This is a genomic window from Erwinia rhapontici (assembly GCF_020683125.1).
In the GTDB taxonomy this organism is placed as follows: domain Bacteria; phylum Pseudomonadota; class Gammaproteobacteria; order Enterobacterales; family Enterobacteriaceae; genus Erwinia; species Erwinia rhapontici.
Genome location: NZ_CP085627.1, coordinates 3053505 through 3070669 on the forward strand (window position 1 = coordinate 3053505; position 17165 = coordinate 3070669).

Here is a 17165-nt window from a genome sequence, read left to right on the forward strand (position 1 = left end):
TTGATGTCTGTGACACGCATAAGAGTTAAAGAACGGGATGCTATTATCCAATCACTGAAGTCTGGTGTAACGCCAAGAATAGGCATTCAGCACATCCAGGTGGGCCGGATGAATGAGATAACGGCCCTTCACAAGGATATTGAGCGGATAGCGGACGGCGGCGCAAGCTTCAGACTTATCATCGGTGAATACGGATCGGGCAAAACGTTCTTTCTGAGCGTGGTACGTTCTATTGCACTTGAAAAAAGGCTGGTAACAGTCAGTGCAGACCTTTCCCCCGACAGGCGCATTCACTCATCGGGAGGTCAGGCGCGCAATCTCTACTCAGAGCTTATGAAAAACATGTCCACCCGCAACAAACCTGATGGTAATGCGTTACTCAGTGTTGTGGAGCGGTTCGTCACGGAGGCGAGGAAGGAGGCTGATGCGGATGGCGCTCCAGTCTCGTCGGTTATTCACCAACGCCTGGCTGCTCTGTCAGACATGGTGGGGGGATATGACTTTGCTAAAGTCATCGATGCCTTCTGGCGCGGACATGAACAGGATAACGAGACGTTAAAATCCAATGCCATTCGCTGGCTGCGGGGCGAATACACAACAAAAACCGATGCCCGCAACGATCTCGACGTCCGGACGATTATTTCAGACGCCTCGTTTTACGATTCATTGAAGCTGGTAAGCCTGTTTGTCCGTCAGGCAGGCTATGCCGGGTTACTGGTCAGCCTAGACGAGATGGTAAACCTTTATAAGCTTAACAACACTCAGGCGAGGACGGCGAACTATGAACAGATCCTGCGGATCCTGAATGACTGCCTGCAGGGTTCTGCCGAGAATATTGGTTTTATTCTTGGAGGCACGCCTGAATTCCTGTTTGATCCGCGTAAAGGACTTTACAGTTATGAGGCACTGCAATCGCGTCTGGCGGAAAATCGGTTCGCTCAGAAAGCAGGAGTGATTGACTACTCGTCACCCACGCTACATCTTGCCAGCCTCACCCCAGAGGAATTGTATATTTTACTGAAAAATCTTCGCCATGTTTATGCAGGCGGAGAGCCCGAGAAGTATCTGGTATCGGATGATGCACTTACCGGTTTTCTGCACCACTGCAGTAAAACCATAGGGGATGCTTACTTCCGTACCCCCCGAAATACCATCAAAGGTTTTCTGGACATGCTGGCCGTGCTTGAACAAAACAGCTCGATAAACTGGCAGACGCTAATCTCGGGTGTGGCAATTGAAGATGACAGGCCCAGCGATATGGATGACAACATTGCACAGGATGAAGATGATGATGACAGCCTGGCCAACTTCAAATTATGAGCAGCGCTTACGATAGTCTCGATCCCCGCGTTCGTAAGTGGGTTTATAAGCAGGGCTGGTCTGCATTAAGGCCCCTGCAAGAGAGCGCTATCCCGGCCGTTTTAGCCCGTGACCGGGACGTGCTAATTAGTGCAAGCACTGCAGCGGGTAAAACAGAGGCTTTCTTTCTGCCTGCCTGTTCAGCAATTGCAGGTATCACTAACGGGTTTGGTATTGTTTATATCAGCCCACTTAAGGCGCTGATTAATGACCAGTACCGTCGTCTTGAGAGCCTGGGCGAGGCGTTGGATATGCCGGTGACTCCATGGCACGGTGATGTACCACAAAGCAAAAAGAAGAAAATCCGCACTAACCCGTCTGGCATCTTGCTTATTACACCGGAATCACTTGAGTCTTTGCTCATAAACTCATCGGGCTGGCTCAAACAGGCGTTCTCGCCATTGGCCTACATTGTTATTGATGAGTTTCACGCTTTTATTGGTTCTGAGCGCGGCATGCAACTACTCTCGCTGCTCAACAGAATTGATCATGTGCTGGGACGTCATGCGAATCCGGTTCCCCGCGTTGCATTGAGTGCTACGTTAGGAGAACTGGATAAGGTGCCTGAACTGTTGCGTCCGGATAAGCGATTGTCCTGCGAAACTGTGACAGACAATAATAGCTCGTCCACACTGCAGGTGCAGGTCAAAGGCTATCTCGAGCCAGTGACTAAAAAGGGAGAAGAACCTCAACGCTCAGCAGAAGAACAGGTCTGCGCTGACATCTTCAGACTCTGCCGTGGCGACTCCCATTTAGTCTTTGCAAACAGTCGAAAGCGCACTGAAAGCATTGCGGCGACGCTGAGCGACATGTGTGAGGAAAATGTTGTTCCGAATGAATTCTTTCCCCATCACGGATCCTTGTCCAGGGAATTACGCGAAACGCTTGAAGCCCGCCTACAGCAGGGGAATTTGCCCACAACAGCAATCTGTACCATGACGCTTGAGCTGGGTATTGATATAGGTAAGGTGCAGTCAGTTATACAGGTCACTCCTCCGCATTCTGTCTCCAGCTTGCGTCAGCGTATGGGCCGGTCAGGGCGACGCGATTCTCCATCGGTTTTGAGAATGCTGATCTCTGAACAAGAACTTACCGCAACCAGCAGCATCGTTGACCACTTGCGGCTACAACTGGTCCAGTCGATGGCGATGATCAGATTGATGATTACTAAGCGATGGTTCGAACCGGCGGATACTCGCCAGATGCACTACTCCACACTGCTGCACCAGATACTTGCGATCACTGCGCAATGGGGCGGAGTTCGAGCCGATCAACTTTGGACGCAATTATGTCATACAGGTCCGTTCCGAAACATTGACGGAAATGATTTCAAAAATCTGCTCAAGCATATGGGGGCAAACAGCCTCCTCACACAACTTGCTAGCGGAGAAATGGTTATCGGGGCTGAGGGGGAAAAACTGACTAACCATTATACGTTTTACGCTGTTTTCAATACTCCAGAAGAATTCCGCATTGTCACAGGAAACCGAACCCTTGGCACAGTACCAGTGGACTCTCCCCTTCTGCCTGACCAGCACATAATCTTCGGTGGACGCCGCTGGAAAGTGACAGAGATAGAGGTGGAAAAAAAAGTTATCTATGTCGAGGCGACCAAAGGCGGCCAGCCGCCACAGTTTAGTGGTGGGGGTATGTCTGTTCATGATGTTGTTCGCCAAGAGATGCTCGCCATATACAGGGAGAATGATTATCGCATCGCGACGGGAGGTAAGAGAGCCGATTATGCAGATGCCACCGCCAGAAGCCTCTTTGCAGAAGGCTGTGACAGTTTCAAGCGTTTCAATCTACAAAACTCCCATTTTATTTCCGACGGCCAGCATAGTTACGTTCTCCCCTGGATGGGGGATAAAGTCGTTAATACAATAACGGCCTTGCTCATGAGTAGCGGCTTTAAAGCCAGTTCATTTGCAGGTGTTATAGAGACGCCGGGCGCAAGCGTATCCTCTGTCCAACGTGCACTAAAAGAAATACTGCTGTCGGGCTTGCCTTCAGAATCAGAGCTCGCTGCAGATGTTCCAGAAAAATATCTGGATAAATATGACGATTATCTGCCCGAGTCCCTGCTTGCGAAAGGATATGGAGCAAAAGCGTATGACATAGAAGGCACGCAGATCTGGCTACAGAAAAATATTCTGTAGTGTATTTCCGTAATAGGGTATAAAAAATAATTCACACCATAAATTATTCGCAGGCTTATTTTTTTATTTGCCTGTGGATTTGCTAGGTTTTAGCTCCGAGGTATTACCGGGAGCACTCAACGGGTAGAAGGTCAAAACCTGTCTTTGGTATGCGTGAACTACATAATTTTGCGTCATTAGCACTTTTTTAAGAAGAGGTATCGCTCAAAGACATTGTTGTGATGACAATGATAAATAAATTAGCCAATGGCAGGTTGAAAGGTTAATATTGCTAATAACGTATCTTTTGGCTAACTACAAACTTAATGATTTTATAGCAGGTGCATAGTCAAATTTAAATTATTTCAAGCTGTTATGTATAACTGATATAACTGATACAAAAGGAGAATAAAGTTGCTAGAGTTTATCGTATTAAATAAAAAATTAATCAGCTCAATGAAAAGTAAAAATACTGTTTACTTAACATTTTCTACTTGGAATGATTATTCTTATCGAACTCTATTTAATATGGACTACATGGATTCCAATGGTAAACTGCATGAGATTGGTCAGATTAAAATAGGATTCCGAAAACAAATTGTAGATATTCCAACTTTAGATAAAATACAGAAAAGATTTGTAAAACTTGAACAAGAATTTTTTAGTCTTGCGGAAAGCCCTGAGTTTTATGAGAAACTTTACTCCATTGATAAAGAATTGTGCAAGGTAATATTAAAAAAATTAAACTGCGTCGTCCTAAGTAAAAAGGCCATGCAGATTGCAAAGAATGAGGATGTATTTAAAACATCCTTACTAAGGGATGTTAATATAAATACCATTCATGGCCAGTTTTCAAGGATTATAAATGGAGAGAGTCTGCTTACCGAATTTGATTTTCAATTCGTCAGGAAAAATCATTTTTTCTCAGATTTGAATATTGAGTTTAATGTCGAGCCTTATTCCTTGCCACCTAGTAATATACACGCAATTATCGGTAGAAATGGTCTTGGTAAGACTACTCTACTAAATGAAATGGTTGATTCTATTGTAGGAAAGGAAAAACCAAAAAATGCTTATTTCGAAGAGGCTTATGCGGGAAGGATAACAGATGGCTATTTTAGCACTGTTATTTCTGTATCTTTCAGTGCGTTTGATCCCTTTACGCCATTCAGTGAGCAAAGTGACCCCCTCATTGGTACATGTTATTATTATATTGGCCTAAAAAAAAGTGATAGTTCTAAAGATGAGATTGGCAATCTTGAGGACATACGTAACCTCAGAAAGAAGTGTGCTACATCAGTTTACAACTGCTGTTCTGATGATTCAAAAAGGGAAGCGTGGATAACTGCCATAAACAACTTAGAGTCCGATACAAATTTTCGAGATCTAAATTTAAAGGACATAGCCAATTTATCCGGTAATATATTAGTAGATGACTGCATAAATCGGATGGAAAAAATGAGTTCCGGTCATGCTATTGTTTTCATGATAATCAGTAGCCTTGTCGAAAAAGTGCAAGATAAGACATTGGTTTTATTCGATGAACCGGAAAGTCATTTGCACCCGCCGCTTCTGTCAGCTTTTATACGCGCATTAAGTAATCTACTATCCAGAAGAAATGGAATCGCAATCATAGCAACTCATTCACCGGTTGTGGTACAAGAAGTTCCCAAAAACTGCTGTTGGGTCTTGACGCGTTTTGGGGACGAAATGATATATGATAGACCTTCAATAGAAACATTTGCTGAAAACGTTGGCACTTTAACTAAAGAGGTATTTAAGTTAGAGATGGAGCAATCCGGCTTTCACAAACTTCTCAAAGAGCAAGTTGATGATGGGCTTTCTTTCGAAGATGTTATAAGAAAATTCAAAAGAAAGATTGGCTTTGAAGGGCAGGCAATATTGATGAGCATGATTATGCTCAGGGACAAAACAGTCAACATCAAAAATTCTGATGGAGACGAAGATGAATAGAATTGCATACCCAAATATAAAATGTGCTGATGTTTTTAGTACATGCTTGCTGTCGGTAAGTATTAATAATCAAGATTATATAAACAGATTGCAACGTATTGCGAACAATGTATCTAGAGAATGGGTACTGTTTGATACTCGCTGCGCTCCTAAAAACTTTCATTTACTTACGCCTTGTTCTGCCAGAAGACCTGAACAAATAATTGCAGAAAATGTCACAAAAAAAGATCTAAAGGATCTTTATACTCTTCACATGTTGAAGACAGATAGTGAGTCGAGGAAAGTTTACGATAAATTAAGAGCATGTTCGAAGGGACTTTGTCCATTGTGCGGAATACACGGTGTAGACTCACTAGATCATTATTTACCTAAAGCGCGCTATCCACTTTTATCTGTTAATCCAAAAAATCTTATACCCGCTTGTATGCACTGTAATGGGTCTAAGTCAGAAAGTATATGTGAAGTTGCCTCAGACCAAACACTTTATCCTTACAATGATGACCAAAAATTTTATCAAACAGATTGGATCTCTGCTAGTATAACAGCAAATTATGGTATTCTAACTTTCGATTTTCATGCAGATCCTCCTCAAGGATGGATGAAAGTTGAACGTGATCGTGTAACAAATCATTTTATAAAATTTGAACTGCGCCAGAAATACGTACTTAATGCAGCACAGTTCGTGTCAACAATAACTTCAGATATTAGAAGGCTACTGTTAAATGGTAATTATTTAACGGTGCAAGACCACTACGCAGATTTAGCCAGAAAACAAAAAAATAATTCCACCTTAAGAGTTGTTTATAATTCCATTGCTAAAGATGCAAATATTTGCGGCGGAAGATTTTAGTTCTTAAGTGCATTTTTAATTATGAAAACCATCAGCATGGTGGCTGGTGGTTTTTCAATTTCAATATGGTGATATTTTTGCCAACCGTTATTCATTCCTCATAGCTCTGATATTTATTGCCATCACTATGTGGCTGTAATACATGAATAATGCTTCCATATTCCAGACCCAATTCGCTTTCAAGACTTTTCTTTATTCTCTTTACCCCTGTCTTAATCTGGTAAAGCATAACCTTATCTTGATATACTCCCCATAACCAACATGGTACGATGTTAACAACTTCCGCTTCTGGTACAAAGCCGGCTGCTGCAGCTGCGCTGGTAGGCTATGAGCCAAGAACGGACGCTTATGACATCCGTTAATGTTCGCGTTCAGAATAATGAGGGACCAGTCCAGTAAAAAAGAAAAACTGCCTAGATATATAAGGGAAATTCATAACGAAAATTTGGAAAGTCATGTTCAAAAGAATTGATCTCTCGTTTATGAAACTGCTGGAGATTAGCTGGTAGTTGGAATCAGTGCAGAACGCTCGTCAACCTCTGCATACTCGCCCGCAAACCATTCGTAATGCACTTTTGTAATAATTGAAGTTGGAGGTTCTTTGTTTTCAATAATAATAACTTGTATAGTTTCCGGTAATTGGGCCAATGAATTCCAGAATCCAGTTTCGACACCCGCAGATATTGGTTCGTCTGAGCCTGATACTTTTGCTGCCCCTTTCTTCTTATAGCTGGTTAACGGTGAATCTATTACGACCACCCCGGGGTGCGGCCGTCCATTGTTAACACAGTACTTTAATAATCCAATGATAAAGGCCGAATAGAGAATCGCGCGGACCCCCTTGCCGTGTGACTGACGAGGCTGACCGTCAACGATGATGTCGTACTCTTTCTCATCGAAGGCAACTCGAGGTTTAGAGCCCCATTTCCAGTCGGTTAAAACTGCTTCAACTTCAGTGCAAAGGCCAGTTAGCGATAGAGAAGAAAGCCCTTCCCATTCCAATTTTGGTTGGTTGTCTTGGGTAAGCGATTTTTGGATACTTAATTTTAGCTTATGTAATTCTCCCCATCTTTGAAAATCAATAATCTCGGCGTCTCTTTCGGATCTATAATCAAGCAGTTTTTCGAGGCTCTCGAGTCTGCGAGCAAGCAGAGGTGTTAAGTTAAGAGTGAGCTCTCTCCGTAGATCCGTGAGCAAGTTATGAGCATTCTCCTTCTCTTGCTCTAGTTCTTCTTTTCTTTGAACGAGATTAACAATTGCTTTTTGGAGATCCGCCAAGTACGCATGGATCTTTGCAGCTTCTGCTATTGCAGAACGCCGAATTTCACCGCTATTCAATAGCGTCTGCGTTTTTTCACTGTGATAATGATCGAAAGTCATATTCTGCCCACAGAAAGAGCAAGGAACCTCTTGGAGAGATTTAAAGTAATGAGCTCCTTCCGCAAGAAAGTCTAACCGCTTCAGATCGGAGTTGTATCGCTCTCCGAGCAAGCTATATCTTATTTGGATTTCAGCCACACCCAGTAACTGAGATTCAGCTTTTAGACTCAGTGCAGTTGTTTCCTGTATTTCCTCATGTAAGCGGGAAATATCGGTTGTTGCTTTTTTTACCTCTTCAGACAAATTTGCGATCACATCATCAAGCTCATTATCATATTCATGATCGAGCGGAGGAGTATCCGACCTGATACCAAAGCGTTCTTCAAGCGGTTGAATCATCTCTTGCACAATCTCAAACTTGGCTTGCAGTCGCGCCCTTACAATTTCAGTTTTTTCTTCAACAACAATTCCATCATCATCTATGCCAGTTAGAATATATGAGAACATACGTTTTCGGGCTGTATCATCGTATCCGGAGCGACCAGTTACTGGCGAGAATTCGTCGATGATGGATACTTCATCAATCAGAAATAGCGGGGCAAGCGTACGGATGGAAAGGCGTTGAGTTGCGCCACGTGCATTCTTACGTAGCTTAGCCTCCTTAATTCCTGCGAACGGGAAAAGTATAGATGTAACATCAGGCCCTGTACTCTTGCCTTTGCGGCCAGGTGCTATCGACTCTCCTTTTCCATCAATGCTGTGAATTGGAACATAATGAGCAGCTAGTTTTCCGCCATCCAGTGCACGAGTTAGCGTTAGCACTTTATTTTTGGAATTTTCGAACTCAACGAAAAGATGAGTATAAGCAGCGGCCTCTTTAGGCTTTTTTTTAAGTTTTTCTGCACCAAGAATATAATCTAAACAGCTGATAAGGTAACTCTTTCCGGTATCGGACTCCCCCGCCAGAATGTTCGCACCCTTATCGAAGTCCACATAAGCATCTTGAACACCATTTCCACGTAAAAGTATTTTTCTTATCCGAAACATTTTCACAAATCCAATAAGTCTATTGCTGTCAATCGATCGAATTCAGAGCCCCATCGACCTACATTTTGTGTCATAAATGAAGCAAGTTCTTCATTTGAAAAGTGACAAAACTTTTTCGTCACCCACAATGCACGTTCTGCAAGTTCACTTGCATAAGGAGACTCTAGGAGCTGGACAAATCTTCCAGTCAGCTCAGAAGCCTGATATAGAATCCCATCAGGGGAAAAAAACACCTCGATCAATTCCCTCGATAGCATGAGATTAAGCCCTGCTTGAATTGAACCACGTTTCACAAGTAGCTCAGCTCCCCTGTGAGGAACCGCCGGATGAAGACTCTTAGGCCCATTTTGCACATCGCTGGTATGTACAAGAAGGTAGTCATAAGAAACTATTCTTTGTAGGTCCATAGCCATGTTACCAGCTGCGTTTAATATGAATAACGCACGGAACCCATACTCTAGAGGGGAATTGAAAGGTCTATCTTCGAAGTGTCTCTTTATTTCTAATGTTTCAATCATGGGTTGCACCAATCAATTACCCTATTATTGGCTAATTGATGGCACATACCTTCACGGTCCTTACTTGTGACGTGAGCAGCAAGCGGATGAGCACCAAGCTGTAAAGTTTGAGCTGCCTTTACGGTACTTTTCAAACGGACCAACGGTGTCCCTTCCTGATCTGTGTATGTGTAATACAACCCATCATTGAACTCCTCCAGTAAGGTATTGAAGAATGTTTGATTGGCCATCTGATCTCTAGCAAGTTCCTTCAATCCCTCCGCACAATAAAAGGTAATGCGAGAACGTTCGAAAAGTTTTATGTGACTGATACTATTTTCAAAATCAGCGAAGGTCCGAACTAGGTTTGCTATATCATGGCTAATGACGGCGTACAGTTGCTCAATATATGCGGTCTCTATAGGGTCAACTGCTGATGGAGGAGCCTCGGGCGGGTCACGTTCAATTAGAGGTGCTCCAAAGACCGTAAGATGAAATGAAGTCTTTCTATGTTCTTCGAGTAATTCATGTGGTTGCTTTGCACGGAAAATACTGAAATCAAATTTTTTAATATAACTTTGAAGTTCTATTGTCAGGGGAATTTCATATTTTGTTGTAATCGTTTTGGCATAAGACGTCCATCCTGAAAGAATCGCCTGCTTGAGTTTTTCTGGGTCGTCGAGAAGGTCTTGAAATGGTGACGTTACACCTTTGTGTGTAACAAAGTAGTATTCTTCAGGTGCTGTGTAGTCACTAATAAAAGTATAATAAATGACTTTTGCAATTTCGATACCAGCCTTTGGAAGACCTAAATTAGTATCATAATGTTTACATTGGTACAGGTGCCATCGCCGCGGTGAAACATTTGTTGGGTCAAGCCAAACAACTATGTCCCGTCCCTTATCCCCTGCACCACCACGCTGCTGAACTTCATTTACATATTGCTGCCTTGCAAGGTAATCAGAAGCCCATTCGAGAGTGAAACGTTCAAATTCAGCGGCACTAAATTGAGACAGACGAACAAGAGGCGCGATAGGTAGTCCTACACCTAATCCAAGCAACCGAGCATTAGCGCCCGGCCATGGTGTAGGTGCAGACAATCCGCTAAATGTAGTGCTAAGACCCTGTTTTATTTCCTCTGTCACTACACTCTCCATGCCATGCCGAAGTGATACATCAAGGTTTTTTTCGGTCAATTTCATTTCAAAAAATTACCACACTAGCAAATGAATAGTAAGTATCTATCTGTCTCCTATTTTAGTAATGTCCACTTCACGCCCTGAGCAGACAGTCAGACTTCTTTGGACACAGTTCCCTAGGATAGGATCTTGAATGCTCACTCTAGCTACGCTCCCCTTACAGAAAACACAATAGTAACCATCGCCACATGTAGCGCAACGCTCAAACCAGCTTTTTTAACCCGCACTAATGGTGGTCATTTTGGTGGTCTTGACAGTACGGGGACTGAGAGTTAACTTAATTATTAGCCAGTTACTGGCAAAGGAGATCCCAGTCAGAGGAGCCAAATTTAGAGAAGCCCGCTCAGGGAAACCTGAGCGGGCTTTTTGTTTTTTGCTGGATGAAACTGGGCGGCAGGTTTGGCCTAGGGGCTGACCATTTTTTCCGGTCAGCCCGCAGGCACAGGTGCTAACTTTTCACTCGAAGCGGCTGAAAGGTTGGTGACAGGCCCGGGGCCAGTTCGGGCACACCGGATCGGCAAAATCCGCTTCCCTGCGGGCCTCGGCACGCGACGTCCTGTCGCGTGACGTCCGGCTTACCCCGAACTGGCCCCCTGCCCGCAAGAATAGTGCTCGCTGTCGGTTCTAACACCCGCAACAGCATCACGATCTGGCATGGGGGTTTACCTGACGTTTTAACCATTCTGCTTTTGTTTCAAATATCCTAACAACCATTGCAAAAATTCAATCGCTGATGGATGGAGAAAAGACAGATCGCCAACTTCCATCCTGGTTATGTCATTCAGAGAGCAAGCCGCAGATTCATTGTCTGGATACTCTTCAATGAATATAGAAAGTTCATCAACAAGGTCATCCACCAAACCAGAAAGAAGCGTTGTTGCTGTATCGACAATTTCACTATAGCTGTCGCTGTAAGTATCCATCACTAACAGACTCGACCAACCAACTCGAGAGCGCTGTTTTTGTGCAGCAGGCTACGAATCCTTACACCTGTTGCAGGATTGATTGATGAATAATCACGCAAAGTATACACTCCGGGTATATACACAAGAGGAGCACGACCATGAAACACAGAGTCAGCGTGACTGTAGACAAAGAAAACTATCTGGTTCTGAATGCTGCGGGCGTCAATATTTCTGGTCTGGTGAATGATGTCATCGGCAGGGAAGCACGTCGTATAAAGGCAGAAGAGTGGAAAGAACAGAACCGTGAAGGGATGGAGGAAGTCGCCAGCTTTATCGCAAAGAATGGCTCTTTCGCCGATGAAAACAGGAACTGGTGATTATGCAATTCATTGTTTATCAATATAAACGCACCAGCCATTACAAAATTTTTGTCGATGTGCAAAGTGATATTGTCGATACCCCTGGGCGACGCATGGTTATCCCGCTCATTGAATCGCACCATCTTTCTGAGAAAGTGAATAAAACCTTGTTCCCGCTGATCCTCATCGAGGGAAAAAATCACCGATTGATGACCACGGAACTTTCTAGTGTCCCTGTCGAGGTTATCGGTGATGCAGTAGTGGATATCACCCGGTGTCAGGATGATATCAAAAATGCCATCAACCTCATGTTTTGGGGTATTTGAAAAAGCATTCACGGTGCGTGCCGTAGGGCTTACCCCAAACTGGCCCCTCCCCACAACACTGTGCTGGCTGTCGGTTCTAACACCCGCAGCAGCATCACGATGCTGGCATGGGGATTATCTAATCCTGGGGGCACGTCAGTATGGCTAAGTGCCACACTAGCAGGCTCTATCGCCGTCAGTCCATCGCTTGATATCACTTATATTTGGCGACCTGATGCTCGTACTCAAGATATTCTTGGTTGTGTACAGGCTGATCTTAGCTTTGTCACCATCATGACTTTCTATCTCAATGAGTGTGTTGTTGATCAACAGTCCCTCTGAAACCAGCTTTTGAGTGATCTCACCTTCTTTACGCTCACCGTCAAACTCGCTAAATACGATGACCGGATTTCCTGAATATGACTCATATTCCAGACACTGCCTTGCAATGTGCCTTAGGGTTCGATAAGTATCGGAGGACCCCGTCTTGCTAATGAAACTGCCGTCTAAGGATGATTCGCTGTTTTTTAAATCGCTGACGGTTATGGCACATCCGCTCAGTGATATAGAAAATAATAGTGTAGCCAGGGCCAAATATTTCAATTTATGCTCCATTATTCTGGTAAATGTCCTGGGCAGGATGGGGACTAAAATTGCGTTCTCTTTCAGACGGAGTTGTGATTTGGGATATCAACAATAACCATAAGCCCGCCTTCTGCAGACGTACTTAGCAAAACACTGCTGTTATGTTGCTGCGCAACCGCTTTGACTATTGCCAGCCCCAATCCACTGCCGCTTTGTATCTGATTGGGATCACGAAAAAATCTGTCGAATACCCGCTCCCTCAATTCAACCATGATCCCGGGCCCTGCATCTGAGATACGCAATTGAGTGGATTTATCTAACAATCGTACTTCTACCTCAACCCGCCCGCCCTCAGGACTGTACTTCACAGCATTTTCAATTAAGTTGTCGATTAGCGACATCAGGCGTTCCCTGACCCCGGTAATCCAGACTTCATCATGAAAGTAGAATTCAAGCTCAATCTGGCTCTCAGCAGCTAGCGGTGATAACTCAGCCATTCGCTCTTGTATGAGCGTCGTCAGCGGCACAGGCTCCATAACAGTGTCAATGCGCGCTTCACTGTGCATCAGCAGCAGCAACTGATTGACGAGTCGAGCAGCACGGCTATTGCTACGAATAATCCCTGCAAGCAATTCCTGTTGACGAACGTTGCTGACATCGGACTGCAAAGCCTCAACATTGACTCGCATTGCAGCCAGCGGAGTACGCAACTCGTGAGCGGCATCTGCAATGAACGTCCGCTCCCTTTCAGTGCTCTCTCGTACCCTGGCAAGGAATATATTGATCGCGTCCACTATCTGGCGCAGCTCCTTGTGCTTTGGAACTGCTTTTAAGGGAGAAAGATCTTCTGATGTTCGTAAGGAAACTTCATTTGCCACCTTGTTCCAGGGACGCATGGCAATGCGGATTGACAACCACGCGGGAAACAAAAGAAAAGGAATGCATACCAGCAGGGGTAATATGTAGTATCCGCGCGAGTTCAGGTATATGAAGAAGTTCCAACCGCCAGCAGGAGTGAGCAGTGTTACCTCTGTGTCGGAGTTCCCGGACTTCAGAGTACGGCTCGTCCAGGTGCGACCGTTACTCTGAATACTCTGAATCATCCCATAACCGGTGTTTGTCACTCCTGCCGGAGCGCCATCAGATGAGTAAATTATCTCTTTATTCTTCCGAACGATTAGGCTGATTGACATTTTGGGGTCTTCACCTCCGCCATAGCCTTCCCGCAATGCCTTGCTGAATTTTTCCAGCACATCGGTGAGATCGTGCGGACGATCCGCCATACGATCCACCAATGTCAGAATGGTTTCATAGGTTTTGCTGCCTGATAGCATTGGAGGGTTACGTAAGTTATCCCATAAAATGTAGGTCAGAAAAATACACCAAAGCAGCGTCAGTAATAGCATCTGGGCGATCATCATTCGCCGTACGAGCGTTGGGATTCTCAGATAGCGCCAAAAATTACGCATCAACCTGCCCCCTTCTGAATGGGGACGGTATCAATGACAAACCCCACTCCTCTCACCGTTCGCACATAGCCGTCACCGATTTTGCGACGTAAATTTCCCATATGTACATCGAGTGCGTTACTCATATTTTCTTTTGCACCGAAGATCTTTTCTTCCAGAAAACTACGTGTCATAACACGATCAGCACGCAACATTAATGTTTCAAGCAGCGCGTATTCACTTGCCGTCAAATCAACATGCCTTTCGCTCACGGTCACGCGACGAGTCGGCACATGGAGCGATAGCCCTCGAATCTCTATCACCTCATTCTGAAAACCGTAACTGCGCCGCACAAGTGCCCTCACCCTGGCCAACAACTCGGCGAGAACAAAAGGTTTGACGAGATAGTCGTCTGCACCGGCATCCAGCCCCGTCAAGCGATCTTGCAGAGTGCCCCGGGCAGTCAGGATGATGACGGGGATCCCCTTGAACTGCTGACGCAGACGCGCCATCAGGCTCATGCCATCACCGTCAGGCAGGCCGAGGTCGAGCAAGACAAGTTCTGGCACGCATACGTCAAGTTGATGCAGAGCATCCACTTTTCGGCGAACCCATATGACATCTAATCCCTGGTCTGTAAGGGCAATACGTACGCCGTTGCCGAGATCGATGTCGTCTTCAATTAGGAGAATTTTCACAATAGTGACTTTATCAACAGTGAATGAAGAACGTCTGAAGAAAAAACGGTATCCGTAGATCTATCAGGTTTGCAGAACGGGTACTTACTTCAGTATTTCTTCATTTTGGGCTCATGAGAACTTCAGGGTCAGCATTCAAACTGAGCGTTCTGGCGTTTAAAACCGCTTGCATCGTAGTCAGTTGAACCCACAAGGACTTCCTTAATGAGAAACATCGAACTGAGTCATAAGTTCCTCCCTTCACTCCCGGGGCATACCATGGGAAAATTGTTGTCAGGATTTGTCCTCGCGTTACTGGCAACCCCAATACTGGCAGCAGAACAGACACAGGGCAACGAGTTGACCCTGGGAGGAGGCGTGGATGTTGCGCCACGTTATTCTGGTTCGGATGAAAGCCGGGTCACGACGGCCCTGGTGATTGATTACTCTATGGTAAATGGTTTCTTCGTCAGCTCCACGCGTGGTATCGGTTACGGCAACAACATCGGTAAATTTGATTACAGCGCTGCGCTGAGTTATCGCGCAGGCAGAAAGGATCGTGACGCGGACAGCGACTCGCTCAGCTACGGTAGCGACGACTTGCGAGGTATGGGTGACGTTAAAGGCTCAGCTATCGTGGTGCCTGGCCTGGGATACGAGGTGACCGACTGGCTTAATTTGCAATTGCAGGCTGAGGTACCGGTTTCTCAGCGAAGCAATGGTGAGGCCCTGCATTTCAGCATTGTCAGCCCGCTCTATACGTCATCGAAAAACGCTGTGACGCTGGCGCTGACCAGTAGCTGGGGGACCAGCAAGTACATGCAGACTTACTACGGGGTAAGTGCATCACAGTCGGCAGCATCGGGGTTTACTCGATATGATGCCAGATCGGGAATTTATGCCTATTCACTGAATATGGACTGGACGCACAAGCTTAATCAAGACTGGAGCGTAGTTGCCGCAGCAGGTTTTACGCAGTTGGCTGGTGATGCAAGCAACAGCCCAATTGTTCAACGAAAAACATCGCCCACTGGCAGCATGAAGGTGACATATAGCTTCTGATCGTTGTTCGACGTGTGCTTCCCGGTAGCCTGTGGCTATGCACTGTCAATAAATACACATTCGCCCCACCCTATTTCAGATGATGGGGCGCTTGTAAATATCCCGCTTAAGTGCCCGTTATGTGAGACGGGCATTTCGTATCAGGTTGCGTTGTTATATTCGGATGTCGAGAGCAGTGTTTTACTTCCTTTCAAGGTAAACAGTGAAATAAGGGTAAAGCTCAGTGTGATACAGCCTAAAACAAGATAAGCCTGATGGAAGCCTACGGTGTCATACATCCGGCCTACCCATGTCGACAGTACGACGCCAGAAAGTTGCTTTGATAAATTAAAACCAATCAGGAACAAGGTTGCCGAAAGTTTTGGGTTAAATGCGGAGGAGATATATTTAAAGGTGCCAACCAGAAGGAACGGCAGTTCAAACATATGGAGCATTTTTAAGATAACCACTTCTGTGGCTGAAGAGGCAAAAGAAGAACCCAAAATACGCGCCGACATAATGACGCCTGCGGCCAGGAGGGCGTTCTTCGCACCAATGCGGTTAACGATGGCAGGGGCAAAAAACATAATCGTTGCATTGAGTATTTCCCCACCGGTAGTGACAAAACCAAACACTTCGGTCCCGCGTTGTGGGCTGGAGAAAAAACCTTTGAAGAAGTTAGCAAACTGCTGGTCGAATACGTCATAGACACTGGCGACGCCTACAACGTAAATAATAAATCCCCAGAAGCGTGGCATCCGCAATAGCTCGGCGGCGGTGCGCATAGAAAAAGCCTGGCGGTTGGCACCAAGCGCGTCGATAACCCGCTCGCTGTTGCTCCCTTCCGGGCGTGACATCCATAACAGTACGGCAAGCGCCAGGGCAAAACCGGAGGCAATCCAGAATGTAATATTAGGGTCGATGCTAAATAAAATACCGGTGATTGATGCACATAACGCCCAGCCAATACAGCCGGAAACACGAACCTTGCCGTACTCAAAACGGTTAGCCCGACTTACGCGTTCAATATAGGCTTCTACCGCTCCGGATCCACTGGAGAAGACGACGCCCAGATAGATCCCGCCAGCCAGTGCACCAGCAAAAATATTCATCTGCAGTAGAGGCGACAGAACAAAAATAAAGAATGGCGCAAATAAAATCAGTAAGACCGTGATAATCCAGAGCAGGTGTTTGCGTAATCCCAGTTTATCGGAGAGCAGACCAAACACCGGCTGGAAAATAATTGCAAACAGCGAGATAGATGAAAACACAATCCCTGTTTCTGTTTTGGTTAAGTGGTTAACTTCTGCCAGCCAGACCGGGAAGAAAGGAAAGTAGGCCGACATAATGAAATAATAGAAGAAAAAGAACAACATAAAGTAAATGAAGTTATGTCGTTCTCTTGGTGCGAGTTCAGAGAGTTTCATTTTGACTGTTCCATCTGGTTATGCCGGTAAGCCCGGG

Annotated in this window: 16 protein-coding genes; 8 read left to right on the forward strand and 8 right to left on the reverse strand. The window is 45.2% G+C overall.

Annotated elements, in window-relative coordinates; genetic code table 11:
- Positions 1-3 precede the first annotated feature (3 nt).
- The 4 genes from LJN55_RS14290 to LJN55_RS14305 all read left to right on the forward strand — a co-directional run bounded on the left by LJN55_RS14290 (position 4) and on the right by LJN55_RS14305 (position 6318).
- Positions 4-1320: an ATP-binding protein gene (locus LJN55_RS14290; protein WP_227534678.1), complete on the forward strand. Its 1317-nt coding sequence runs from the start codon at positions 4-6 to the stop codon at positions 1318-1320.
- A complete protein-coding gene (locus tag LJN55_RS14295; RefSeq protein ID WP_227534679.1) occupies positions 1317-3515 on the forward strand; it encodes a DEAD/DEAH box helicase in 2199 nt (732 codons plus the stop codon). The genes LJN55_RS14290 and LJN55_RS14295 overlap by 4 nt, the downstream gene beginning before the upstream one ends.
- A gap of 393 nt (positions 3516-3908) precedes the next feature.
- On the forward strand, positions 3909-5468 hold the full coding sequence (locus LJN55_RS14300) for an AAA family ATPase (protein WP_227534680.1): 1560 nt from the start codon (positions 3909-3911) through the stop codon (positions 5466-5468).
- Entirely contained in the window at positions 5461-6318 is an 858-nt protein-coding gene (locus LJN55_RS14305) for an HNH endonuclease (protein WP_227534681.1), read from the forward strand. Before LJN55_RS14300 ends, LJN55_RS14305 begins: the two co-directional genes overlap by 8 nt.
- A 498-nt stretch (positions 6319-6816) precedes the next feature.
- On the opposite strand, the gene LJN55_RS14310 is transcribed toward LJN55_RS14305, so the two are convergent.
- From LJN55_RS14310 to LJN55_RS14320, 3 genes are read right to left on the reverse strand one after another with little or no spacing between them, the layout of a single operon-like run.
- Positions 6817-8631 (reverse strand): coiled-coil domain-containing protein, encoded by a 1815-nt coding sequence (locus LJN55_RS14310; RefSeq protein WP_227534682.1) that lies wholly within the window; start codon positions 8629-8631, stop codon positions 6817-6819.
- 56 nt (positions 8632-8687) lie between these two features.
- Positions 8688-9203: an ABC-three component system middle component 2 gene (locus LJN55_RS14315; protein WP_085396429.1), complete on the reverse strand. Its 516-nt coding sequence runs from the start codon at positions 9201-9203 to the stop codon at positions 8688-8690.
- Positions 9200-10384, reverse strand: a complete 1185-nt coding sequence (locus LJN55_RS14320; RefSeq protein WP_227534683.1) for an ABC-three component system protein — start codon at positions 10382-10384, stop codon at positions 9200-9202. The genes LJN55_RS14315 and LJN55_RS14320 overlap by 4 nt, the downstream gene beginning before the upstream one ends.
- Before the next feature lie 226 nt (positions 10385-10610).
- Here LJN55_RS14320 and LJN55_RS23980 point away from each other — a divergent pair, with 226 nt between their 5' ends.
- Positions 10611-10796: a hypothetical protein gene (locus tag LJN55_RS23980; RefSeq protein ID WP_320443505.1), complete on the forward strand. Its 186-nt coding sequence runs from the start codon at positions 10611-10613 to the stop codon at positions 10794-10796.
- A gap of 259 nt (positions 10797-11055) precedes the next feature.
- Here LJN55_RS23980 and LJN55_RS14325 read toward each other — a convergent pair whose 3' ends face one another.
- Entirely contained in the window at positions 11056-11307 is a 252-nt protein-coding gene (locus LJN55_RS14325) for a hypothetical protein (protein WP_159336428.1), read from the reverse strand.
- Between the two features lie 137 nt (positions 11308-11444).
- Between LJN55_RS14325 and ccdA the strand changes: the two genes are divergently transcribed.
- Together ccdA and ccdB are read left to right on the forward strand one after the other, a co-directional pair.
- Positions 11445-11663 (forward strand): type II toxin-antitoxin system antitoxin CcdA, encoded by a 219-nt coding sequence (gene ccdA / locus LJN55_RS14330; protein WP_227534684.1) that lies wholly within the window; start codon positions 11445-11447, stop codon positions 11661-11663.
- Between the two features lie 2 nt (positions 11664-11665).
- Positions 11666-11971, forward strand: a complete 306-nt coding sequence (ccdB, locus tag LJN55_RS14335) for a type II toxin-antitoxin system toxin CcdB (protein ID WP_133841673.1) — start codon at positions 11666-11668, stop codon at positions 11969-11971.
- A gap of 156 nt (positions 11972-12127) precedes the next feature.
- On the opposite strand, the gene LJN55_RS23985 is transcribed toward ccdB, so the two are convergent.
- The 3 genes from LJN55_RS23985 to LJN55_RS14345 are packed head-to-tail and all read right to left on the reverse strand — an operon-like array spanning position 12128 to position 14681.
- Positions 12128-12565 carry a hypothetical protein gene (locus LJN55_RS23985; RefSeq protein ID WP_320443506.1) on the reverse strand — a complete coding sequence of 146 codons (438 nt, stop codon included), beginning with the start codon at positions 12563-12565 and terminating at the stop codon, positions 12128-12130.
- Between the two features lie 50 nt (positions 12566-12615).
- Positions 12616-14004 carry a sensor histidine kinase gene (locus LJN55_RS14340; RefSeq protein ID WP_227534685.1) on the reverse strand — a complete coding sequence of 463 codons (1389 nt, stop codon included), beginning with the start codon at positions 14002-14004 and terminating at the stop codon, positions 12616-12618.
- Positions 14004-14681 carry a response regulator gene (locus tag LJN55_RS14345; RefSeq protein WP_227534686.1) on the reverse strand — a complete coding sequence of 226 codons (678 nt, stop codon included), beginning with the start codon at positions 14679-14681 and terminating at the stop codon, positions 14004-14006. The genes LJN55_RS14340 and LJN55_RS14345 overlap by 1 nt, the downstream gene beginning before the upstream one ends.
- A 204-nt stretch (positions 14682-14885) precedes the next feature.
- On the opposite strand from LJN55_RS14345, the gene LJN55_RS14350 reads away from it, so the two are divergent.
- The gene (locus tag LJN55_RS14350) at positions 14886-15722 is read left to right on the forward strand and encodes a MipA/OmpV family protein (protein WP_227534687.1); all 837 of its coding nucleotides are present in this window, start codon (positions 14886-14888) and stop codon (positions 15720-15722) included.
- Positions 15723-15862: 140 nt separating this feature from the next.
- Here LJN55_RS14350 and LJN55_RS14355 read toward each other — a convergent pair whose 3' ends face one another.
- The gene (locus tag LJN55_RS14355) at positions 15863-17128 is read right to left on the reverse strand and encodes an MFS transporter (RefSeq protein ID WP_213202071.1); all 1266 of its coding nucleotides are present in this window, start codon (positions 17126-17128) and stop codon (positions 15863-15865) included.
- Positions 17129-17165: the final 37 nt, after the last annotated feature.

Bases quoted from the DNA above. Each gene is read 5' to 3' on its own strand.
- LJN55_RS14295 (WP_227534679.1), top strand. From the start codon at position 1,317: ATGAGCAGCGCTTACGATAGTCTCGATCCCCGCGTTCGTAAGTGGGTT.
- LJN55_RS23980 (WP_320443505.1), top strand. From the start codon at position 10,611: ATGGTGGTCATTTTGGTGGTCTTGACAGTACGGGGACTGAGAGTTAAC.
- LJN55_RS14290 (WP_227534678.1), top strand. From the start codon at position 4: ATGTCTGTGACACGCATAAGAGTTAAAGAACGGGATGCTATTATCCAA.
- LJN55_RS14340 (WP_227534685.1), bottom strand. From the start codon at position 14,004: ATGCGTAATTTTTGGCGCTATCTGAGAATCCCAACGCTCGTACGGCGA.
- ccdB (WP_133841673.1), top strand. From the start codon at position 11,666: ATGCAATTCATTGTTTATCAATATAAACGCACCAGCCATTACAAAATT.
- LJN55_RS14320 (WP_227534683.1), bottom strand. From the start codon at position 10,384: ATGAAATTGACCGAAAAAAACCTTGATGTATCACTTCGGCATGGCATG.
- LJN55_RS14315 (WP_085396429.1), bottom strand. From the start codon at position 9,203: ATGATTGAAACATTAGAAATAAAGAGACACTTCGAAGATAGACCTTTC.
- ccdA (WP_227534684.1), top strand. From the start codon at position 11,445: ATGAAACACAGAGTCAGCGTGACTGTAGACAAAGAAAACTATCTGGTT.
- LJN55_RS14305 (WP_227534681.1), top strand. From the start codon at position 5,461: ATGAATAGAATTGCATACCCAAATATAAAATGTGCTGATGTTTTTAGT.
- LJN55_RS14355 (WP_213202071.1), bottom strand. From the start codon at position 17,128: ATGAAACTCTCTGAACTCGCACCAAGAGAACGACATAACTTCATTTAC.
- LJN55_RS23985 (WP_320443506.1), bottom strand. From the start codon at position 12,565: ATGGAGCATAAATTGAAATATTTGGCCCTGGCTACACTATTATTTTCT.
- LJN55_RS14350 (WP_227534687.1), top strand. From the start codon at position 14,886: ATGAGAAACATCGAACTGAGTCATAAGTTCCTCCCTTCACTCCCGGGG.